At 52.2% G+C, this 20,886-nt stretch carries 21 protein-coding genes; 11 read left to right on the top strand and 10 right to left on the bottom strand.

Features of this window, described 5'->3' with window-relative positions:
- Positions 1–32 precede the first annotated feature (32 nt).
- Together AB1N33_RS14070 and AB1N33_RS14065 are read left to right on the top strand one after the other, a co-directional pair.
- Positions 33–2,723 carry a family 16 glycosylhydrolase gene (locus AB1N33_RS14070; RefSeq protein ID WP_411272196.1) on the top strand — a complete coding sequence of 897 codons (2,691 nt, stop codon included), beginning with the start codon at positions 33–35 and terminating at the stop codon, positions 2,721–2,723.
- Between the two features lie 53 nt (positions 2,724–2,776).
- Entirely contained in the window at positions 2,777–3,580 is an 804-nt protein-coding gene (locus AB1N33_RS14065; RefSeq protein ID WP_411272195.1) for a TSUP family transporter, read from the top strand.
- A 3-nt stretch (positions 3,581–3,583) separates the two neighbouring features.
- Here AB1N33_RS14065 and AB1N33_RS14060 read toward each other — a convergent pair whose 3' ends face one another.
- The 3 genes from AB1N33_RS14060 to AB1N33_RS14050 all read right to left on the bottom strand — a co-directional run bounded on the left by AB1N33_RS14060 (position 3,584) and on the right by AB1N33_RS14050 (position 6,082).
- Positions 3,584–4,225 carry a transporter substrate-binding domain-containing protein gene (locus AB1N33_RS14060; RefSeq protein ID WP_411272194.1) on the bottom strand — a complete coding sequence of 214 codons (642 nt, stop codon included), beginning with the start codon at positions 4,223–4,225 and terminating at the stop codon, positions 3,584–3,586.
- An 82-nt stretch (positions 4,226–4,307) separates the two neighbouring features.
- Positions 4,308–5,282, bottom strand: a complete 975-nt coding sequence (locus AB1N33_RS14055; RefSeq protein WP_411272193.1) for a cation diffusion facilitator family transporter — start codon at positions 5,280–5,282, stop codon at positions 4,308–4,310.
- 86 nt (positions 5,283–5,368) lie between these two features.
- The gene (locus tag AB1N33_RS14050; protein ID WP_411272225.1) at positions 5,369–6,082 is read right to left on the bottom strand and encodes a sulfite exporter TauE/SafE family protein; all 714 of its coding nucleotides are present in this window, start codon (positions 6,080–6,082) and stop codon (positions 5,369–5,371) included.
- Positions 6,083–6,591: 509 nt separating this feature from the next.
- On the opposite strand from AB1N33_RS14050, the gene AB1N33_RS14045 reads away from it, so the two are divergent.
- The gene (locus AB1N33_RS14045) at positions 6,592–7,032 is read left to right on the top strand and encodes a hypothetical protein (RefSeq protein WP_411272192.1); all 441 of its coding nucleotides are present in this window, start codon (positions 6,592–6,594) and stop codon (positions 7,030–7,032) included.
- Positions 7,033–7,083: 51 nt separating this feature from the next.
- Here AB1N33_RS14045 and AB1N33_RS14040 read toward each other — a convergent pair whose 3' ends face one another.
- Positions 7,084–7,263: a hypothetical protein gene (locus AB1N33_RS14040; RefSeq protein ID WP_411272191.1), complete on the bottom strand. Its 180-nt coding sequence runs from the start codon at positions 7,261–7,263 to the stop codon at positions 7,084–7,086.
- 515 nt (positions 7,264–7,778) lie between these two features.
- Here AB1N33_RS14040 and AB1N33_RS14035 point away from each other — a divergent pair.
- Positions 7,779–8,981, top strand: a complete 1,203-nt coding sequence (locus AB1N33_RS14035) for an MFS transporter (protein WP_411272190.1) — start codon at positions 7,779–7,781, stop codon at positions 8,979–8,981.
- Between the two features lie 13 nt (positions 8,982–8,994).
- Here AB1N33_RS14035 and arfB read toward each other — a convergent pair whose 3' ends face one another.
- A complete protein-coding gene (arfB, locus tag AB1N33_RS14030; protein ID WP_411272189.1) occupies positions 8,995–9,408 on the bottom strand; it encodes an alternative ribosome rescue aminoacyl-tRNA hydrolase ArfB in 414 nt (137 codons plus the stop codon).
- Between the two features lie 107 nt (positions 9,409–9,515).
- Here arfB and AB1N33_RS14025 point away from each other — a divergent pair, with 107 nt between their 5' ends.
- Positions 9,516–10,529 (top strand): alpha/beta fold hydrolase, encoded by a 1,014-nt coding sequence (locus AB1N33_RS14025; protein ID WP_411272188.1) that lies wholly within the window; start codon positions 9,516–9,518, stop codon positions 10,527–10,529.
- Positions 10,530–11,061: 532 nt separating this feature from the next.
- Here AB1N33_RS14025 and AB1N33_RS14020 read toward each other — a convergent pair.
- Together AB1N33_RS14020 and AB1N33_RS14015 are read right to left on the bottom strand one after the other, a co-directional pair.
- Positions 11,062–11,622, bottom strand: a complete 561-nt coding sequence (locus AB1N33_RS14020) for a CBS domain-containing protein (protein WP_411272187.1) — start codon at positions 11,620–11,622, stop codon at positions 11,062–11,064.
- A gap of 42 nt (positions 11,623–11,664) precedes the next feature.
- A complete protein-coding gene (locus AB1N33_RS14015; RefSeq protein WP_411272186.1) occupies positions 11,665–11,973 on the bottom strand; it encodes a hypothetical protein in 309 nt (102 codons plus the stop codon).
- A 199-nt stretch (positions 11,974–12,172) separates the two neighbouring features.
- Between AB1N33_RS14015 and AB1N33_RS14010 the strand changes: the two genes are divergently transcribed.
- Complete coding sequence (locus AB1N33_RS14010) at positions 12,173–12,739, top strand: YceI family protein (protein WP_411272185.1); 567 nt, start codon at positions 12,173–12,175, stop codon at positions 12,737–12,739.
- 75 nt (positions 12,740–12,814) lie between these two features.
- Here AB1N33_RS14010 and AB1N33_RS14005 read toward each other — a convergent pair whose 3' ends face one another.
- Positions 12,815–13,810, bottom strand: a complete 996-nt coding sequence (locus AB1N33_RS14005; protein WP_411272184.1) for a 5'-methylthioadenosine/S-adenosylhomocysteine nucleosidase — start codon at positions 13,808–13,810, stop codon at positions 12,815–12,817.
- Between the two features lie 114 nt (positions 13,811–13,924).
- The gene (locus AB1N33_RS14000; RefSeq protein ID WP_411272183.1) at positions 13,925–15,007 is read right to left on the bottom strand and encodes a GGDEF domain-containing protein; all 1,083 of its coding nucleotides are present in this window, start codon (positions 15,005–15,007) and stop codon (positions 13,925–13,927) included.
- Positions 15,008–15,361: 354 nt separating this feature from the next.
- Here AB1N33_RS14000 and AB1N33_RS13995 point away from each other — a divergent pair, with 354 nt between their 5' ends.
- The 3 genes from AB1N33_RS13995 to AB1N33_RS13985 are packed head-to-tail and all read left to right on the top strand — an operon-like array spanning position 15,362 to position 17,464.
- Positions 15,362–16,171: a sulfite exporter TauE/SafE family protein gene (locus AB1N33_RS13995; RefSeq protein ID WP_411272182.1), complete on the top strand. Its 810-nt coding sequence runs from the start codon at positions 15,362–15,364 to the stop codon at positions 16,169–16,171.
- 11 nt (positions 16,172–16,182) lie between these two features.
- Positions 16,183–17,037, top strand: a complete 855-nt coding sequence (locus AB1N33_RS13990; protein WP_411272181.1) for an MBL fold metallo-hydrolase — start codon at positions 16,183–16,185, stop codon at positions 17,035–17,037.
- 13 nt (positions 17,038–17,050) lie between these two features.
- Positions 17,051–17,464 carry a protein tyrosine phosphatase family protein gene (locus tag AB1N33_RS13985; RefSeq protein ID WP_411272180.1) on the top strand — a complete coding sequence of 138 codons (414 nt, stop codon included), beginning with the start codon at positions 17,051–17,053 and terminating at the stop codon, positions 17,462–17,464.
- On the opposite strand, the gene AB1N33_RS13980 is transcribed toward AB1N33_RS13985, so the two are convergent.
- Positions 17,403–19,091, bottom strand: coding sequence for an acyl-CoA dehydrogenase family protein (locus tag AB1N33_RS13980; RefSeq protein WP_411272179.1), 1,689 nt, complete (start codon positions 19,089–19,091; stop codon positions 17,403–17,405). The genes AB1N33_RS13985 and AB1N33_RS13980 overlap by 62 nt on opposite strands.
- Before the next feature lie 194 nt (positions 19,092–19,285).
- On the opposite strand from AB1N33_RS13980, the gene AB1N33_RS13975 reads away from it, so the two are divergent.
- Complete coding sequence (locus AB1N33_RS13975) at positions 19,286–19,936, top strand: peroxiredoxin (protein WP_411272224.1); 651 nt, start codon at positions 19,286–19,288, stop codon at positions 19,934–19,936.
- Between the two features lie 77 nt (positions 19,937–20,013).
- A complete protein-coding gene (locus AB1N33_RS13970; RefSeq protein ID WP_411272178.1) occupies positions 20,014–20,883 on the top strand; it encodes an MBL fold metallo-hydrolase in 870 nt (289 codons plus the stop codon).
- Positions 20,884–20,886 lie beyond the last annotated feature (3 nt).

Genomic DNA, 20,886 nt, shown 5'->3' with positions numbered 1-20,886 from the left:
CCATCCTCTGACGCAACATTGAGGACAACATAATGAAACTGATAAAGCGTCCCATTGCACTGGCATTGCTTGCCGTGCTTACCACAACCGTGACAGGCTGTAACGAGGTCATAGAAAGTAATGGCGAGGTCAGTAACCCTGAACCGCCGCCACCACCGCCCCCTCCTCAGACTCCTGAGGAAGCCGGCTGGGTTGTGGTCTGGGAAGATCAGTTTGATGACGATACCATCAATACTGAGAACTGGAATTTTCTCACTGGTGACGGCTCGGAATATGGCATTCCTGGCTGGGGCAATAATGAGCTTCAGTACTATGAAGAAGACAATGCCTTTATTGAAGACGGCAAGCTGGTCATTCAGGCCGAAGCTGATGCTGTTGGCGGCTATGAATATACGTCAGCCCGCCTGACCACTGAAGGCAAGCTGGATGTTCGCTATGGCCGTATTGAAGCCAGCATTAAAATGCCGGGTGGACAAGGCACCTGGCCCGCGTTCTGGATGCTGCCCACCGATTCTCCTTATGGTGACTGGGCCGCGGGTGGCGAAATCGACATTCTCGAGTCAACGAACCTGGGCGTTGATGGCAAAAACGAAATTCAGGGAACCCTGCACTATGGTTCTTTATGGCCCTTAAATCGTTTTACTTATAAAACCTATGAGCCAGAGATGACCATTACGGATGACTTCCACCGCTATGCTATTGAGTGGGAGCAGGGTGAAATTCGCTGGTATTTTGACGACACCCACTACGCCACCATGACTGAACAAAACTTCTTCAGTTACTACTGGGGCGGACAGGACAGCGGTTTTATTACCAACGACTACGCGCCGTTTAACACGCCATTTCATATTCTGCTGAACCTTGCCATTGGCGGTAACCTGCCAGGTGCACCCGCAGATGACCTTGCGTTGCCATTGCGCATGGAAGTGGATTATGTACGTGTATATCAGTGTCCTGCTGATGAAGAGACCGGTGTTGGTTGTGCGTCCAATGTTAATGAAGACATCACACCACCAGCAGCAGCATCTTACACCATCTCAGAACACACGCTGTTTGCTGATGGGATCACGCCGCTGGAATGGGTAGGCAATGAAGAAACACAGACCCGGGCGCTGGCGATTAACTCGTGGTGGAACAATGACGGTGCGCTGACACTGACCACCCCGGATGTTGGTGGTGACTATGGTACGGTTATCGATATTCTGACCTCCAACAGCGGCAACGTCTCTATCTACGCAGAAGATGCCGGTACGCTGGAACTATATGGTGTTGGCTCCGCATCACAGCCGTGGGCACCACACAATGGCGAGATCATTTTTGACCTCTACATTGACAGTGCACAGACCGATCCGGATGGCACGATCGCGATTAAGATGGACAGCGGGTATCCCAACCTTGGCTTCATCAACCTCGCGGTCAGCGATCTGGAAATGGACACATGGCAAACCCTCCACCTGAAACTCAGCGACCTGCTGGCAAATGCAAATAATGATGGCGCCAACCCGGTCGATGTGAGTCAGGTTGTCAGTCTGTTCGTGGTTGAACCCACCAGTTCCGCGCACATCATGCTGGATAATGTGAAGTTTAAGTGTGGTGCACCCGGTACTAACAGCTGTGGGATCCGCGCTCCCTCACCTGAGGTGAATGATGAGCAGGTCGCGGTCTTTGTTGACGAGGTTGATCCTGTCTGGACCCGTGGTCTGGGTGCCTGGGACAGCCGTACTGGCTTCGATTACTTCGAGGGCGACAATGACAGCTACAAAGTCAACTGGGCCGTCGTTGATCTTGATGGCAATAACGTGCTGGAAGTCAGCTTTGATGACGATGCCGACGCAACGGGTGTATTTTACATCCAGTCACTTGCCGGTATCGACCTGACCGCTTACACCAACGGTTACCTTAGCTTTGACCTGCGCGTACTGGATTATGGTTCTAATACATCAGGGATGGCGATGAAGGTTGACTGCTTCTACCCGTGTACCAGCGGTGATCAGGAACTGGGTGTGGTAGCTGACGTTACGTGGGAAACAATCAACGTGCCGGTACAGCAGCTTATCGATGGTGGCCTGGACGTATCCGACGTCAACACTGGTATTGTTATCTTCCCGGTAGCCGGCGATCAGGGCGGCGTTACATTCCAGATTGATAACATTGTGTGGACAGCTGGTGAACCTGTTGACCCGGAACCAACGGATCCACCGGTTGAGCCATCAGGAGACCTGCTGATTTACAACGGTACCGACACACCGGATCCGGAATTCGCACCTGATTTGAATGGCATCACACAAACTGAGGAAACAGACAGTGACGATGCCTACGGCACCGTGGCACAGTTCAGCTTTAGCATCAACGAAACAACCCTGCCGTTCTTCGTACAGCCTTCAGGCACCACTATTGACCTGAGTGCGTACAGCGAAGGCACCATTGAGTTTGACCTCAAGCTGATTACAGAGCCTTCTGTTGGCCTGGATAATACCGGCTTCTACGTGAAGTTTGACAGTGGTTATCCGAAAACGACCAGTGCCTTTGCCATCGCGCAGCCTGTACTGGGTGAATGGCGTCATTACAGCATTTCGGTTGCAGATCTGCTGGCCAACGGTGTTCCTGACTGGGAACAACCGGTAGATATTACCGCTGTCGATGCTGCGTTTGTTGTCGCTCCTGACTGGGGCACTGCCAGCGGTACCGTTTTCCAGTTGGATAACATCGTCTGGAAACCGTAACACATCGATTCACCGATGAATAAAAACCCCCTCCCGCGAGGGGGTTTTTCTTTTTGGCGCTGCTGCATTACACTGCCGCCTTCACTGTCACAGCAGGGCCAACCGTGACCAACGACACATTACTCATCCTGGGCTTTCTTATTTGCGGCGCTACTCTTATTCAGTCGCTGACGGGATTTGGCTTCGGTTTGTTTGTCATTGCCAGCGTGACCCTGTTTACCCCGGTACCGGTGAGCACCACCGCCTTCATTATCAGCGCGTTAAGCCTGGTCAATGCAGCGGACATGGCCATTCGACACCGCCATGCCATCCAGTGGCGAAGCGCAGCGACCATGTTGACTACCGGACTGCCGGCCCTGGTGATGGGCTTTGTCCTGCTGGAGTGGTTATCAGCACAGTACCGCAGTACGCTGATGATGCTGTTAGGGCTTTGTATTCTGGGCTGCAGCCTGCTGCTTATGCTGCGGCGACGCGGCCTTAAACGGCAAAGTCCTCCATGGCAGTTTGCCGTTGCAGGCACACTGGGTGGACTATTGGGCGGCCTGTTCTCCACGTTTGGACCGCCAGTAGTGTTTCAGTGTTACCGGCAGCCCTGGGATATTGAGCAGGTGAAAGCCACATTGCTGAGTATATTCAGCCTGGCTGCGCTGTGCCGGCTGGTACTGGTGCCGTTTGGCACGACGCCCAATGCAACTGTACTGTGGTTCACCCTTGCGGCGATCCCTGTGGTCATGGTCAGTACCCGCATTGCCCGCTATCTGGCGCCGCGGATCCCCGCTCAGGCCATCCGGGTTGTCGCCGTATTTTTGCTGGCAGTCAGTGGGGTCAGCCTGTTGCTCAAAGCACTAACGCTGTAACGTTTATTGCGTAGCATTATCGTAGAGCGCCAGCAACCGGCGTCCGCGCTCAGTGTTCTGAAATACCAGCCAGAGTGGCTCACTGGGCAGCAAAGTCAGTGCGCCAAGTTGTGATTTAAGGTGCTCAGGCACGTTATGCTCATAATCGACGATCACATCCAGCTTGCCACGCTCCAGCAGGGCAAAGGCATTTGCAGGGTTTTCATAGGCAAGGTGCGAACGATAACCCGGGATGAGATCTTCAAAGGCATAGCCGTTTCGCCACGCAATTCGCCTGTCATGCAGCGTATCGAGTGTAGGAATATCAGTATTGTCAGACAGGTAATATGCACACAGTCTGTTCTCAATATCGATAGGTTCGGACGGATACAGGTGTTCAGGGTACGTTGTGCGATATACGCCTACCAGAACATCGGCGCGGCCCGCAAGAAACAGACGCCGGGCCCGCACGAACTCAGACACATCCCAACGCAGCTCAACCTCAGCGGGAAAGCGGGCTCTGATTTTTTCCAGGTAAACGCCGCTGCCGTCAGGAGCAGCAAAGCCCGGCCAGTGCGCGCCGGCAACAATCACCGTATCGTCCGCCTGTACGCACGTGATCCCACACAGTCCTGCCATGATCAGTGCGATGAAGTGTTTAATCATATCGAGCCCTTGCTACTGTACCCACCTGTTAAGTATGCCGCGCCACCAACCGCTTGCAAGCTATGTATTGTTATTCTGTGTGTCAGTGCGCATGATCATGAGGAACGTCACTGCCATCCGGACCATCCTCATCGCGACACGGCTCGCCGGGGAACTCGAATTCAATCGTGGTATGCTGGAGTGAAAAGCCGTCAAGCTTATCCGACACCTGATCTTTTAAGGTACGCAGAGTTTGACTGTCGACATGACTATCCAGCACCAGATGCGCTGTCAGCACATGTTGCTCTCCGTCCAGTGACCAGAAATGCACATCATGGATATCGCTGACATAGTCTACTGACTTTAGCGCTGCAATCATTTTCTCGCGCTGCTCAACGTCCGGGGACGCCTGCATAAACAGTCTGACCGTTTGCGTCGCGTAGCGCACAACATTAGACAGAATAAACAGCGTAAACAGGATCGACAAAATTGGATCCAGTATGGGCCATTCCACAAAATGCAGCACAATCGCAACAATCAGCACGGCAATCCAGCCGAGCATATCTTCAAGCAGATGCCAGTTCAGTACTTTTTCATTCAGGGTATGGCCACCATGCAATTTCCACGCTGCCGCGCCGTTGACGGCAACGCCCAGAATGGCGAGACCGATCATCCCCTCGGTCATCGGCATTTGCGGGTCAAAAAGTCGTGGAATGGCTTCAGACAGGATCCATACCGATCCGACCATCAGGATAACGGCGTTGATCATCGCCCCCATCAGGCTGAAACGCTTAAAGCCATAGGAATAGTTCTGCGTGGCTTGTTTCTTTCCGAGCTTGCTCAGCACCCAGGCAAGCCCGATCGACATACAGTCGCCCAAATCATGCACCGCATCGGCCATGATAGCGACGCTGTTGGTCAGCCAGCCGCCAACAAACTCAATCACCGTGAAGATAAAGTTCAGCCAGAATGCCCAGCCTATCCGTTTACTGTCGGCGTTATCGTCGTGCGGATGGTGATGATGGTGATGACTGTGCGCGTGCATCCGATCCTGCATTTGTTTTTCGCTGCTTATCATCAGCTTACCACAGGAATTAACGGGTGTTCTGCTCCTTTTTTCAGGTTGCTTTATATTGATTTAGCGACCCTCACCAACAGGCCCAACTACCCATAAAAGCTGATTGCCGCCTGGTATAACAGCCGTAGCGCCAGAATGGTCACCACCACTTTAAACAGCATGGCAAATCGCGCAGACGGAATGCGCCTGAGGACGTGTAACCCTACCCAGGTACCAACCGCACCGCTAGCTATCATTGCCAGTGTCAGCCCCGCCCACTGCCAGAATGAAAAGCCAATTGCGCTGAACACAAAGGCCTTTAATCCGTGCTGCACGGTCATACAGCTTGAGAACGCCGCGGTCAGTTGCATTTTGTCAAAGCGGTTACGGTGAACAAACGCTGCAACCAATGGGCCTGTTGCACCAACAAACATGGAAATGACCGTGGTGATCATCCCTGCCAGTATACGGCCTGCCGGCCGCATCTCCTGCGCCTTCGGTTTTGCACCCCAGACCAAAAAAAGGATAAACAACGCCACTGCAACCTGAATAAGTACCAATGGTAACTGCACGACGATGAACGACGCCATAACTGCACCGACGACGGCGCCAACCGAGAAAAAGCGCAGCAACGTCCAGTCGATATGACGCCATGTCATCAGTGCCCGGTTGGCATTCGACCCCAGCTGGACAAGTCCGTGCACGGGGATCAGCGCAGACAGCGGCATGCTGCCAGCCATAACTGCCAGCAACAACATGCCACCACCAATACCCAGTGTGGCGGTAATCAGAGATGTCAGGGCCGACATACTGATTAACATCAGCGCAGTAAAAAGCGGCAGCTGTCCGTCGGCTGTGATCAGTGATATTACGGTGTCAGTCAGCGACATCACATGCCCCTTGGCTTATGTAGGAAAGACGTGTTGAGAATACGCGGAAAATGGAGCGGGGGAAAGGCCATACGCCGACAACAACACAGTGAATAATTACGCACATATTCGCATAACTATTTTTATTACAAAACAGTGACAATGAAACACGTAACAGGATATTAATTAAACGATGAAAAACGTATAACACGCGATATAAACGTATTTAAAATAATACATTAACAATCTATACACATGATTCCATGGTGATTTCCTTACATGTCGCTCAAACCTTAAACAATAAGGCCTGAACAGATTTTGACCACACCAAATTCGCACAACACATTAGTTTTTATAATCTGAAACAGGTAAGAAATCTAAATTGTTGACGCGCATTTTTTAATTACAATGCCGCCCAGATTGACTCAGCCCCAACACATTTAACTTTTAAGGAAACTTCGATGAAATCATTTGTATCTGCTCTGGCTCTGATTCTGGTTGCAACTACTGCACATGCAGTTGAACTGGTAAACAAAGACGGCTCACCTATCAGCCAGCTGTGTATCGCAGCAGTTGAATCTGTAGATGCGTTCGAGCGCCAGGTTGATGAACTGAAACTGTCTCGTTACGACCTGAGCAACATCTCATGTAACGATATGCCTCTGAACGATTTCGTCAGAAAATTCCGCGCCATGGACAGCAACGAAACAATCAGCGTGACGGCGTTTGAGAACACAAACAACACGTTTGAAACTGCGCTGTGTATCGCTGCTGCAACGTCTAACGAAGCATTCAAGCAAACCAAGCGCAATGCTGGTCACCTGAGCACAGAAGAAGTAGCGTGTAATGGTGAGACGCTGGCAAAATTTGCTAAGCAGTTCAACAAATCGTTCAACGGCTAATTGCTATTCTGACCATGTTGAAAGAAACGGCGCCTTTATGGCGCCGTTTTTTTATCCGGGATGTGACTGTTTTACCACGTCGGGGCGTCGCTTCGCCAGCGCAATCCAGAACACCAGCTCGAACAACACGCCAAATAATGCAAAAACAACGAGGCCTGCATGTAGTCCCATCGCGTAGCAGGTTACCGCGGCTACCATTGACAGCATGATGACGATGATTCGCGTCAGCATGTTTACCCCCGTTTTCTATCTGACCGTACTCAAAGTATGGATGGCGAGCCGGAAAAGTAAAAAGGAAATTCGTTACTAAAGGTAACGATCGCGCTAACTCACTGGTTGTTGGTAAAAAACAACACAACATGCGTAAAAACTTCACTCACCGACCATCCATGGGCGCGCAAGTCAGACCTTTCCAACGTCACAAAAAAACCAAATAATTTATATATATCATAAGGTTAATCATACTTTCGGATTAACAACCGGGACGTGGCATGGTCTTCGCTTAGCGATAGAGGCAGTAGCGTATTCACAGGGCGCTACTGCGCCGGGGCTCTGCCTGTTCCGGTGATAGTTAGCACAGTGTCACCGTCTATGGTTCCCTTCAGGCAGCCTCTCCCTCTCGGAAACCTTCATATGGCTTCCCCACAACCTCTGATTCTTGCCCGTCATCTGACGGGCTTTTTTTTAGCCCTGTGGTACACTTTTCGACGTCTTTCAGGCCCGTCACTCAACGAGTTGTCTTACTAATGGCGTTTCCACTCTTATTTTCTGCACTGCTGGCAACCGCAATTGGTCAGAGTGTCGTGCTGACCATTCTCCCTTCACTGGGTCGGGATACCGGTCTGAGTGAAATTCAGGTTGCCATTATGATGTCTGCCTCTGCCTTTATCTTTGCATTGGGCACCACATTGTGGAGTCGCTTTGCCCGCAAAAAAGGTTATAAATTTACGCTTATGATGGGACTGACAGGCTATACGCTCGGCACCGCGCTGTATGCCGGCGTGTGGTCATTTGGCTACAGTGGCCTGTTATCTGGTACTGTCCTGTTTATTGCTTTGCTGGTATCACGCAGCCTGCAGTCAACTATCATGTCTGCCACACCGCCGTCTGCTGTGGGTTATGCCATCGCTATCAGCGCACCGGACAAGCGTGTCGGCGCCATCAGCAAAGTCACGTCCGCCAATAACCTCGGACAAATCGTCGGTCCGGCCTACGCAGGCTTACTTGCCGGTTTTGGCCTTTTAACCCCGCTTTATACCATTGTGTTGCTCACCCTGTGTGCGCTGGTAGTGATATGGTGGAAATTGCCGGTGCTGTCACCACAACAGGCAGGGAGCTCTCAGGCTCATCAGCCACAAGCAGAACCTGGCCAGGTCCGCGGTATAACACCGATACTGATCGGAACCTGTGCAGCCTTGTTTTGCTGTATGGCGATGATGCAGCAAACACTGGGCTTTTTCTTTATTGACCATTATCACTTCACCACAGTAGAAGCCGCGCAACATGTGGGTGTGGCAATGATGTGTACGGCTGCCGCGTCCCTTGGTATACAGTTACTGGTGGTTCAGCGGGCCAGGATCCGCTCGCAGTCGATGATCTATCTTTCTTTGCCATTATTAGTCAGCGCCTACCTGGTGATGTTTATCCATCAGTCGCTGGCTGTACTTTATGTGGCGATGGTAATGATGGGGGCCGGAATGGGCATGGCCTATCCTTCGGTTGCCGCGGTCGCTACCAGTTACTGCCACCCCGACCGGCAGGCAACCGTAACAGGCATGATCACCGCAACGCCAGCTATGGGTTACATCGTTGGTCCACCTATTGCGGCGTGGTTGTATGGTTATGGTCAGCGCTGGCCATTTCTGTGTGCGAGTCTGCTGCTGGTGTTTTTCATTTTGCTGGTATCCGTCGCTCTGCGCACACTAAAGGCGCAGGAGGCAACCCGCTAACGGCGCGCTTAAGTTACAAATCAATTTTCTTTCTGAGTGATTTCTTATCGCTGATTTGCTGCTTCGCCGCTTTTCTTCGTTTTTTCGCGCCTGGTGGAACGCGTGTGGGTTTGCGCTTTTTTTGTGTCTTGGTTGCTGGCAGGATCCACGCGATAAGCCGGGCAATGGCGGCGTCTTTATTTTGCTCCTGCGTACGGTATTCCTGTGATTTCAGCACAAACACACCATCGACCGTCAGGCGACTGTCAGCCCGTGACAACAGCCGTGTTTTTACGTCCTCAGGCAGGCTCGAGTCCTGTACCGGGAAACGCAGATGGATTGCCGAGTTAACCTTATTGACATTTTGTCCGCCAGCGCCCTGTGCACGCACCGCCTGCAGCTGAATTTCGTCGTCTTCAATTGCAATAGAAGACGTGATTACGATCATGTCATTTCCTCATACTATGCCAACAGTGACTGTACCACAGACCCTGCTGATTGACTTCAACAGGCACAGGCCGTAGCTTATTTGCTATACAACCAAAGAGACTCACTATGATCTGGCTTGCTGTCGTTATTGGCCTGTTGCTGCTCGCAGCATCAGGCGCCGTTCTTATCACCCGATACCGTGACAGTGCACTGGCACGCGCTTTTCCTGCACAGGGTCAGATTACAGCCGTGCCGGGCGGTACTATTCACTGGACCGTTAATGGCAGTGGTCCTGCTGTTGTGCTGGTACACGGACTTGCCGGTAACATGCATAACTTCTACGCATTAGAAAAAGCACTGACAGAACATTACACCGTTTACTGTCTGGACAGACCGGGCAGTGGCAGTGCGCATCGTCCGCTAAGTACCGACCCCGGTTTTGACAATCAGGCGCGCATGCTGCTGGCCTGGATGGACAGCATCCAGCTGGATAGTGCGCTTTTCGTTGGCCACTCCATGGGCGGTGCCATTTCTTTAAATCTCGCCATGCAGGCGCCCGAACGCGTGCGCGGCCTGGCGCTGATTGCACCGTTGACCGCCCCGTTACCGCTTAAGCCTACCGCGCTTGCACGCTGGTATTTCCGCAGCCCCACACTGCGTTACGCCGTTGCCAAAGCGGTCAGTCCGCTGATCCAGAAAAAGATGGGACGAAAACAGGTCGATATCATCTTTAAGCCCGAACCGCCTGTGCCTGACTTTGGGTACCGCTACGGTGGCGCGTTGTCGATGCGTTCCGGTGCGTTTCTCGCAGCAAGTGGCGATCTTGCTGCGGCACAAAAGAGCCTTTATCAACAAATAAAGCATTACCACAGCATTACCTGTCCGGTCGGCGTGTTGTACGGTGATGGCGATAAGGTGCTGTCCTGCCGCCATCACGTTGAACAGATGAAAAAGTCTCTGCCAGACGCCCATTATGTTGTGCTTAAAGACAGAGGTCACATGTTGCCTATTACCGCAGTGACGGAATGTGTTGAACTTATCAATGAAGTTCAGCGTCAGACCGAGGCGGCGGCTCAGGCGGAGACGGCGTCCCCAACGAAGGCGTCCCCAACGAAGGCGTCCCCAACAAGCGATGCATAAGTGGTTCAAAATTTTGCTCGCTCTGGCACAGTTGCTTGGGCGACCCGCCTAACATCTCGTCGTTTCGACAAAACCACCGTCGCATCTGCTCAGTATCGCCGCTAAACACGGCGACCAGATTGTAATAAAAGCGAATAAAATTCAGCTGAATCCGGGTTTGCGGTGCGTTCGTCTGAAACCCAACCAACCGGGTTCCCAACAAATCATGCTCACTGATATTCAGCATGCTGGCGGACTCGGCCGGTGTTAGCCCCAGTTCTTCACTGGCCCATGTAAACGCTTTGGTAATCACTGTCGGCGGATAGCTTGCGTAAGTCATAGTATGCTCCATCGGGACGGGTTACTCATTGCCCCGGATAAGCGAATTCCGTTCCAATAATTCCGGTGACAGACCATTCAGCCTGCCAGTCGCAGCACGGCACGTCCTCTGTATACTAATGATCGACAGCGACTGCCTTTTTGTCCGGAATTCTCACGTGGAAAAGCACTAAATAAGTGCGGCGGTGCACCTGCACTGCCGCTGTCCGTCATCTCAGGCTGCAATCACCGTTGACAGACTCGAAAAAGACGGCTGCTTCTGGATATCCAACGGTAATTGCAGCACACGGGCGATATCGCTGACGCTTATCACCCCTCGCACTTCATGTTCACCACGATCCAGCACCAGGCAATGATGCTGCTGGTTATCTTTGAGCGTCTCAACAATATCGCCAACCGTTGCGCGGGTCAGTTCATCAAAGTCGAATGATTTCAGCGACGTTTTCGGTTGCATAAAGTCACTGACCCGCAGAGAGTCTCGTTCCGCTCCCCGGGCTACCCGCTGCATAATTTTCTGTTCGTCGATGTCACTGGTGCTGATGATGCCGGTAAATTTACCGTGATGATCGACTACCAGCATCATCCGGACGTGAGCGCGCATCATGATGTTTTCAATCTCAGTAGCAGATACACCTTCGTCAATAACGTGCGGCATGTGCTGTTTAAAGTCGGTAAAGATAGCAACGGCGGGCGAGCGCATCGTGATTTGACGACTGATCACCGGCCACGCCAGTTTATCGACAGATTCGGTTTGGTATAGGTTTAAGGCATGCATAGTCATGCTCCTTCATATTGTCAGTTAACAGTAAAACGAGAGTTATGCGGCGTAGTTAACTGCAACGGGCGGAGCACGGATGGAAAAGGCAGAGCAGGCAGTGGTGCGAACGGATAAGACCACCAGTCCATAACGCGGAACATTTTCGTCCGCAAGACAGAACTGAGCGAAACTGTGGATGCCCGGATCACTGTCGGTGTCGGATTCAGCAACAGACTCAGTATCCAACACAAAATCAAAGGGGACTGAGGCAATGTTCGCAGCGGCGCTGTTGTCATTAACCGCAACCAGACCGTTCCCATACAGCGGGGTCAGCCAGATCACAGCAGCAAACAGCAACAACCATTTCATTATTTTCACCTCTGATTTAACTATACGGGCGATTTGGATTTTAGGAACCGTTGGCCAGCGACAAAAGTGCGCCATTCACCGCGCTCCGATCATTCTATTTATGCGAACGATAGGGTCGAATTGTTGCCATCGCAGATTTTTGGTCCTGTGACTAAGATTGACGTACTACTATTCTGGCAACGTAAATGATGGAGCAACTATGAGAAAGTTACTGACAGGCCTGACGGCCGCTGTGATGATGTCTGGCGCACATGCCGCCGACTATGTCATCGATACGCAAGGCGCACATGCGTCGATTAACTTTAAAATTCAGCACCTTGGTTACTCCTGGCTGACTGGCCGCTTTAATGACTTCGGCGGTAAGTTCAGCTACGACGATGCCAATCCTGAAGCAGCCCAGATCATGGTAACCATTGATACCAGCAGCATTGACTCAAATCATGCTGAGCGTGACAAGCACCTGCGCAGTGGTGACTTTTTGGCAACCGACAAATACCCTGAAGCAAAATTTGTCAGTACCCGTGTAGAAGACAAAGGCAACGGAAACCTGATGGTGACCGGTGATTTCACTCTTCACGGCGTCACCAAATCCATCACCATTGATGCGAAGAAAATAGGCGAAGGCAAGGATCCATGGGGCGGCTACCGCGCTGGTTTTGCCGGTACCACGTCTATTGCCCTGAAAGACTTCGGTATTGATTATGACCTGGGTCCCGCCTCACAGGTGGTAGAACTTAACCTGCATGTTGAGGGTGTCAGGCAGTAAAAGCCAACAGCATTAAAAAGGAGGTCGCTGACCTCCTTTTTTGTAGAACCGTTTTCAACAATATCGTGTCACCCGTTACGGCTGACCGGCAAGCTCATTCAATAACGCAAACGCAACGTTAGCGCCAATGTGTGCAGCATTCACGGCAAAGGTGTCCTCGGTGTTAACCCCTTCCTGTCCACCCGCCAGATCGCTGACCGCCCGAACAATGATCCACGGTGTAGTATTGACGGCACATACCTGAGCAACCGCCGCAGATTCCATTTCAGCGATGTCCGCATGATACACCTTCTCAATCCACTTTCGGTAGTCTCGGTTATCGACAAACACCGAACCGCTCACCCCATTTCCTCCAATATGGACGGTGGCATTACGGTCGCTGGTGACCGCTTGTGGCGGTAACGCAGAGACTGCGCGCCTGGCGGCAGCAAGAAGCCGGTCGCTGGCTTCAAAATAGGAAACCGGAACCGCTCCGTTGTCATCGTCAAACGACACTGACATTTCGTACGGGTGAATCATGCCGAACGGCTGATAATCTGGCAGGTGTGAGTCGGTACGCTGACGTTCTGGCAGGGCATTCACAAAACGCTGGTAATGTGCCGGCAGCCGATAACCGGTCTGCCCCTCATCAGAGGGCTGCGCGTAAATGCTTTCGTCGTGATAGTACCAGCGCGCTGGTATCACAACGTCCCCGGGATGCCAGCGTGGGTTGATAGCACCGGCGACGCCCATAAAAATCACCTGCCTGACAGGAAAGTAGTCCAGCGCCATCTGCATGCTCATTGCCGCATTCGGAATACTGATCCCGGTTGCAAACACCACTATCGGCATATCATGGTACTGACCAATTCGGTAGGTAATACCACGAAAAGTCACCGTCTTACTAATGGTCGCTGCAGGATCGGCCTCAATGCGTGAGAGCACGCCGGCCAGCTCAGGCTCATACGCAACCGCCAGCAGCGTGACCCGCGTCGCATCTGCAAATAGTTTTGGCCCGAACACCGCCGTCGATGTCGACTGGCAGCCAGAGACGCCCCACAGGCAGCACAAAATAAAAAGTATGGTACGCATAGCAATGAGTCAAAACAGGTAAAGCGCTAGCGTACCAGTATTCAGAGCGGGATGACATCCGCCCGAGCATCCGCTGGGTCATACCCGGCTGCATTTTACTGCCGGCCATGACCCTTAGTTAACGGTGGACAGCCGGTAAATACCGCGCCCGCCCTCTTTGGCGTTGTACAGGTTTTTATCAGCCACACTGATCAGTGACTCAAGGCTTTGGTGTTTGGCGCCTTTGGCAACCGCAGCCCCAACAGAACATCGCATGATGGATGCGCTGGCACCTTGTGCATGCGCCAGTGCAACGTCATCCCAGGCAGACAAAATCGCTTCGCACCGCGCACTCACTTCCAGTTCGTCCAGTCCGCTGACCACAACCAGAAATTCTTCACCGCCATAACGTCCTATAACATCAGCAGAACGCTGAAACACCTGCTTAAGGATGGTTGCCTGCAGTTGAATTGCCCGGTCGCCCTGCTGATGACCAAACGCGTCGTTGTATTTTTTGAACTCATCCATGTCGGCCATGATGACCGCAACCCATAAATTTTCACGCTGACAAACTGACAGCAGATAACGGGCGTCATCCATCAGCGCCCGCCGATTAAGCAGCCCGGTCAGTTCATCATGGGTACTCAGTACCGTCAGTCTGGCGTTGGTAGCCTTTAACAGCATCATCATTGAATCCAGACGGTAGCGCGCGTATGAGGCAATAAACAGCGAGCCCGCCACAAAACCGGCGGCCAGCATGTCGCGCTCGGCATACACAGGACAGAACGACAGCAGGACCACAAAACCCAGCACATTGATGGCAGACGCCAGCGTCGCAAGCCGAAACGGGATCCCCAGCGCAAAAATACAGTAAAACGCGTACAGGATGGTGCCTTCATAAGGAAATGCGAACTGCTGCGCGGTCCAGGCAGCGTAGATAAAAGCATAGTTGCTAAAGGTAATCGCCACCATCAGCAGCGCAAAGAGCCGGTCTCTGATCTGACTGAATACAGCCAGAAAGGTACACGAAAACCCCAGTAACACGAGCGGTAACTGCACAAGCAAACGATTTACCAGGTATGTGTCATGCAACGCTTGCGGTATAAGCGAAAGGTCGGCAAAAACAAACAGCGTCATCATTACACCGCCAATTAACAGTGCAACTCTGAGTCTTCTGAGTTCAGAAGTTGGGGATCCTACCTGTAACGTTTCTTTCATCCACGCTTTCCCGACATCCGCAGCAGGGTCTGCGGATGACGTTTATGGTCATTGCTCAACCGGCAAGCTGCATCCGGATTGCCCCCTGTTGTGAACCCAGCGCTGAATGGCCTGCTTTCTGGTAAGAGTATGTCAGCTAACCCGCATGATCAATGCCGCCCGCCAACTTCACCTCTTCACACAATGAGTCAGAACGCAACAGACCATGCCTGTTCTTAGTCAACACATTGTTAAATGTTTTTAATTATAAATTTCAAGAAGTTAAGAAAACAGATTGCTCAAATCGGGTTTTCCTAATATACACATATAACCTAATAATATATCTTATAACCAAATTTTTAACGGACAGTCAGCATGATCATACTTGGCTATCTCGCAGCAGTCTTAATGGGCGTCGTACTCGGGGTAATCGGCGGCGGCGGTTCCATTTTGACCGTTCCAATTCTTGTTTACCTCATGGGCGTGAGTCCGGACATTGCGACCGGTTACTCGCTGCTCATTGTTGGCGCGACGGCGGCGTTTGGTGCGGTGCGCTACTTTCGCCAAGGGCTTGTGGATATCAGAGCATCGGTGTTGTTTGCTATCCCGTCCATCATTGCAGTCTACCTTACCCGTGCTTATCTTATGCCGGCGATTCCGGACACCCTGCTTACTGATCCGGTACATATCACCAAAAATGCCGCCATCATGGTGTTATTTGCCCTGCTGATGCTGGCATCCGCTGTCATGATGCTGCGCAAAGCCTACAAAAAGGCACCGGTTGTGCCCAAAGCGAATGACGCCGCCCCCGCGGCCGGGGCCCGGGTTTCACTGATCGCGCTGGAAGGTGCGGTTGTTGGCGTGGTGACCGGGATCCTCGGTGCCGGCGGTGGCTTTCTGATCATTCCCGCACTGGTTCTCATCCTTGGTATGCCAATGAAAAACGCGGTTGGTGCCTCGTTATTCATCATCGCACTGAAGTCACTCCTCGGCTTTATCGGTGATCTGCAGGCTGGTATTGAATTGCAACTGCCTTTACTGCCCCTGATGCTGGTAGCCACCTTTATCGGAATGGCGGCCTCGACGCGTGTCGCCGGCAAACTCAACGACACCGCCCTGCAAAAGTTTTTTGCTGTGTTCACCCTGGTGATCGCAGTTTTCATTATTTCTAAAGAATTAATTTAGCGGAGTTCACAATGAAAATTGAAACACTCTATGACGACCAGACTTCAACGTTCACCTACATCATTGTGGACGAGGACACCCGCACCTGTGCCGTGATCGATTCCGTACTTGATTACGACCAGTATTCCGGAAAAACCGCAACCACGCAGGCGGATAAAGTTATTGAGTACATCACGTCGAATAACCTGACCAATGCCTGGATCCTGGAAACCCATGTGCACGCCGATCACATCACGGCTGCGCATTATCTTCAGGAAAAGATTGGCGGAAAAATAGGTATTGGCAAAGGGATCACCAAGGTACTGGATATGTGGGTGCCGGTGTTTGATTCTGCCGGCGATACCTGTACCGACGGCACCCAGTTCGACGCCCTGTTTGACGAAGGTGATACCTTTACCATCGGCAATCTGTCCGTCAGCGTATGGCATACGCCGGGCCATACGCCCGCCTGCGTCAGTTATCTGATCGACGGTCACATTTTTGTCGGCGACACCATGTTTGCGCCGCATCTGGGCACCGCACGCTGCGACTTCCCCGGCGGAAGCGCAGAACAATTGTATAAAACCATTCAGCGTTTCTTCACGTTGCCAGATGACACCTGCGTTCACCTGGGACACGACTATCCTAAAGAAGGCAATGCGCCACTTTCGGTCATTACCATTGGTGAAGCAAAACACAATAACATTCAGATTACGCCGTCGACCTCGCTGGAAGACTACGTCACAAAACGAGAGGCGCGCGATGCTACGCTGGCTGTACCCAAGCTGCTGTTGTCTGCTATCCAGGCGAATCTGAGAAACGGTCAGTTTGGCGCCACTGCAGGCAATGGGATGCAGTACGTCAAAATACCGGTTAATGCGCTTTAATGAGGAGAGTCTTATGGACATCAGAAACGTCACACCACAGCTGAGCGTTGCTCCCCAGATATTGCCGCAGGACGTCCACGCTGTTCACGCGATGGGCTTTAAGTCGATTGTCTGTAATCGTCCCGACGGCGAGGGCAACGATCAGCCGACATTTACCGAAATACAGCAGGAAGCCGAAAAACTCGGTATGACCTGTGTGTATCAGCCCGTAACCAGCGGTAAAGTGACGCTGGACGATGCAGATACTTTCGTACAGTCTGTTCAGACGCTGCCAGGCCCGACACTGGCCTATTGTCGCACGGGTACGCGGTCGATCACCCTGTGGGCGATGTCAGCCTCAAAATCACTTGGGCCTGATGAGGTGCTCAAACTGTCGCAGCGTGCGGGCTATGACCTGGCCGGGTTTGCGGCATTGCACGCCGGATGATAGCCAGAAAGTCGGTATCATCCGGCAAGTTGCCATACTGATGGTAGTGATTCTGGCCCAGCCGCCCGTTAACAAACGCAGCGGCAACCAGAGGCTCGCCGTACGTAATGAGGGTAGCCGCCTGCCAGCACACCGCCAGTTGTTCCATTACAGCCCGGGCGCGCACTTCCAGGCGTTCGGGTTGTGAAAATGCCGACCGCAGGTCATCCAGCGCGCTATCAAACCTAGCATAATGCCCGCGCGCTTTTTCCAGTTCTGCAAGCAGTGCCTCCAGCGTATCGGGTTCACGTGCCAGAACACGCAGTAAGTCAAGACACTGAACGTTGCCAGACCCTTCCCAAATAGCATTGACCGGCGCTTCGCGATAAAGACGGCAAGTCACGTTTTCTTCCACGTATCCTACGCCGCCGACACACTCCATCGCCTCATAAGTGTGTTGTATTGCCCGTTTACAAATCCAGTATTTGCCTATCGCCGTCGCACTGCGCATCAGCGCGCGCTCGTGTGCATCTTCGCTGTGTGCCAGCGCATAAGACAAACGGAAACTAATGGCTGTCGCCGCCTCTGCTTCCAGTGCAAGGTCGGCCAGCACATTCTGCATCAAAGGCTGCTCGTGCAAATTTTTACCAAACGCACTGCGTCCCGCCGTGTGCCATATTGCCTCCTTTGCTGCCTGAGCCATTAGCGCAGACGAGCCCAGCATACAGTCATAGCGGGTAAGCGCGACCATCTGAATGATGGTTGCAATGCCTCTCCCTGCCTCACCCAGCAGCCAGCCATGCGCGCCGCGAAATTCTATTTCGGAGCTGGCATTCGACTTGTTGCCCAGCTTATTTTTGAGCCGCTGAATGTGTATCGGGTTTTTTGAGCCATCTTCGCGCCAGCGTGGCACTAAAAAACACGACAGCGCTTCGCCAATATTCGCCAGCACAAGAAACCCGTCACACATCGGCGCGCTGCAAAACCACTTATGGCCAGTCAGGCTATACAACTGCCCGGGGCCGGGTTCGTGAACCGGGGTCGCCACGGTTGTATTGGCCCGCACATCGCTGCCACCCTGCTTTTCCGTCATTGCCATGCCGATGGTCACGCCGGTCTTTTCAAACCAGGGAATGTTGCGGCTGTCATAAATATTGCTCATGATTTTAGGCAACCATTTTTCGGCAACATCCGGCTGCGACGCGATGGCAGGTACCGACGCAAAGGTCATGGTGAGCGGACAACCTGATCCAGGATCCGCATGGGTATGCATAAATGCCATAGCGGCGCGGTCAACATGCGCACTTCTGGACTCAGACGTCCACGGCAGACTGCAATGGCCATTTTCAATCGCATGCTGCATGAGCATGTGATATGCCGGATGAAAATTAATCTGGTCAATCCGGTGGCCAAACCGGTCATGGGACTGGTGTTCCGGCAGGTGTTTATTGGCCAGAAATCCGGCTTCCAGCAAATCTGTGCCACAACGTTCGCCAAAGGTGGTCAGCCGGGGCGATGCCGATGTCCCGCCAAAACGGCTTACCCAGTACTGCAGAACCTGATCAGACTGATAGACATTATAATTTTCCAGCGGCGCTGGCTGGTTAAATACCGTATGGGTTTCACCATTTGAAAGCGGCGACGACATAACTGACCTTATTAGATAGCACGATACCTTGTTCACTTTAACATATTATTCACATCGGACCAGTGGCCTGATCACCTGATTTTGCGTGAACGGGATTGCCAATCACTTCAATTAACAAAACAGATTGGAATTACTGTTCTTAAACGGCAATACTTGTTATGCATTTAAGGCATAATGATATAACTAGGTGATATATAAATACTGAAACCCAAACACAAGTAACATTTCCACAACTAAATAAACCTGCGCCTGACTTCAATGCGAAAACCACGCATGGTCAGAAAACGCTGGCTGATTACAAAGGAAAATGGCTGGTGCTGTTTTCACATCCGGCTGACTTCACGCCAGTGTGTACCACTGAATTTATGGCCTTTGCCAATGCCGCCGACAAGTTCGCTGAACTGAATACCGAACTGCTGGGTCTGTCCATCGACAGCATTCATGCGCACATTGCCTGGGTAAGAAACATTAAAGAAAACTTCGGTGTGACCATTCCGTTCCCGATCATTGCGGATTTGTCGATGGAAGTCGCCCACGCCTATGGCATGGTACAGCCAGGCGCCAGCGATACATCGGCGGTACGTGCCACGTTTATTATCGACCCGGAAGGGATCCTGCGGGCAATGGTGTACTATCCCATGAGCAATGGCCGCAGTGTGGATGAATTTGTCCGTCTCGTCGAGGCGCTGCAAACCAGTGATGCCAACAGCTGTGCCACACCGGAAAACTGGAAGAAGGGTGATGAGGTAATTGTTCCACCACCGCACACCACAGAAGATGCTGAAAGCCGCAAGGATCAGGGCTACAACTACGTAGACTGGTACTTCAGCAAACGGGCGTTATAACCTGGCTTACTCTCCGGGTGTGACACCGGCGGCACCGCAAGGTGCCGCCATCCTGACAACCAGATAGGAGCAACACCATGACGACACGTTATGATATTGAAGCCTTTTTAGATAACGACAGCGAAACGTTTACCTATGTGGTGAGCGATCCGTCAACGGCCAAGGCCGTGGTTATTGACCCTGTCCTGGACTTTGACTACAGCTCAGGCCGAACCACCACAGACAGCGCTGAGAAAGTCGCTGAGTACATTGATGCACATCAGCTTGATGTTGAATGGGTTCTGGAAACCCATGCCCACGCCGATCACATCTCGGCCGCACCGTTTTTTAAACAACGGTTTAACGCCCGTATAGGTATTGGCAGGCACATTACCCAGGTGCAAAAAACGTTCAAAGCACTGTTTAATGTGGAAAAAGAATTCCTGCCTAACGGCGCCCAGTTTGATCGCCTGTTTGATGAGGGTGATGTGTTAACCGTCGGCAAGTTATCTTTTCGCGTTATGCACGTGCCCGGGCACACACCCGCCGACATTGCGTATGTACTTAACGATAATGCGGTGTTTGTGGGTGATACACTGTTTATGCCTGACGTCGGCACTGCACGCTGTGACTTTCCCGGTGGGGACGCTGCAACACTGTATGACTCTATCCAACGGATCCTTGCGTTGCCCGACGAGACCACCATCTACGTCTGTCATGACTATCCACCAGCAGACCGCGAGCATGCGTATGCGGTTACCGTCGCCCGTCAGCGCAAGGAGAATATCCATGTTAAGGACGGCACCGACAAAGCCGCATTTGTTGAACGCCGCGAGCGTCGCGACGCCACATTAAGCATGCCGCGCCTGATACTGCCGTCAATTCAGTTGAATGTGCGTGCCGGTGAACTGCCACCTGCCGAGGACAATGACGTCAGGTACATTAAGGTGCCGCTCAACCAGCTGTAACCG

Origin of the sequence: Alteromonas nitratireducens, assembly GCF_040812025.1 — a bacterium.
Taxonomy (GTDB): Bacteria; Pseudomonadota; Gammaproteobacteria; order Enterobacterales; family Alteromonadaceae; genus Alteromonas; species Alteromonas nitratireducens.
This window is presented reverse-complemented; position numbering and strand designations above follow the sequence as displayed.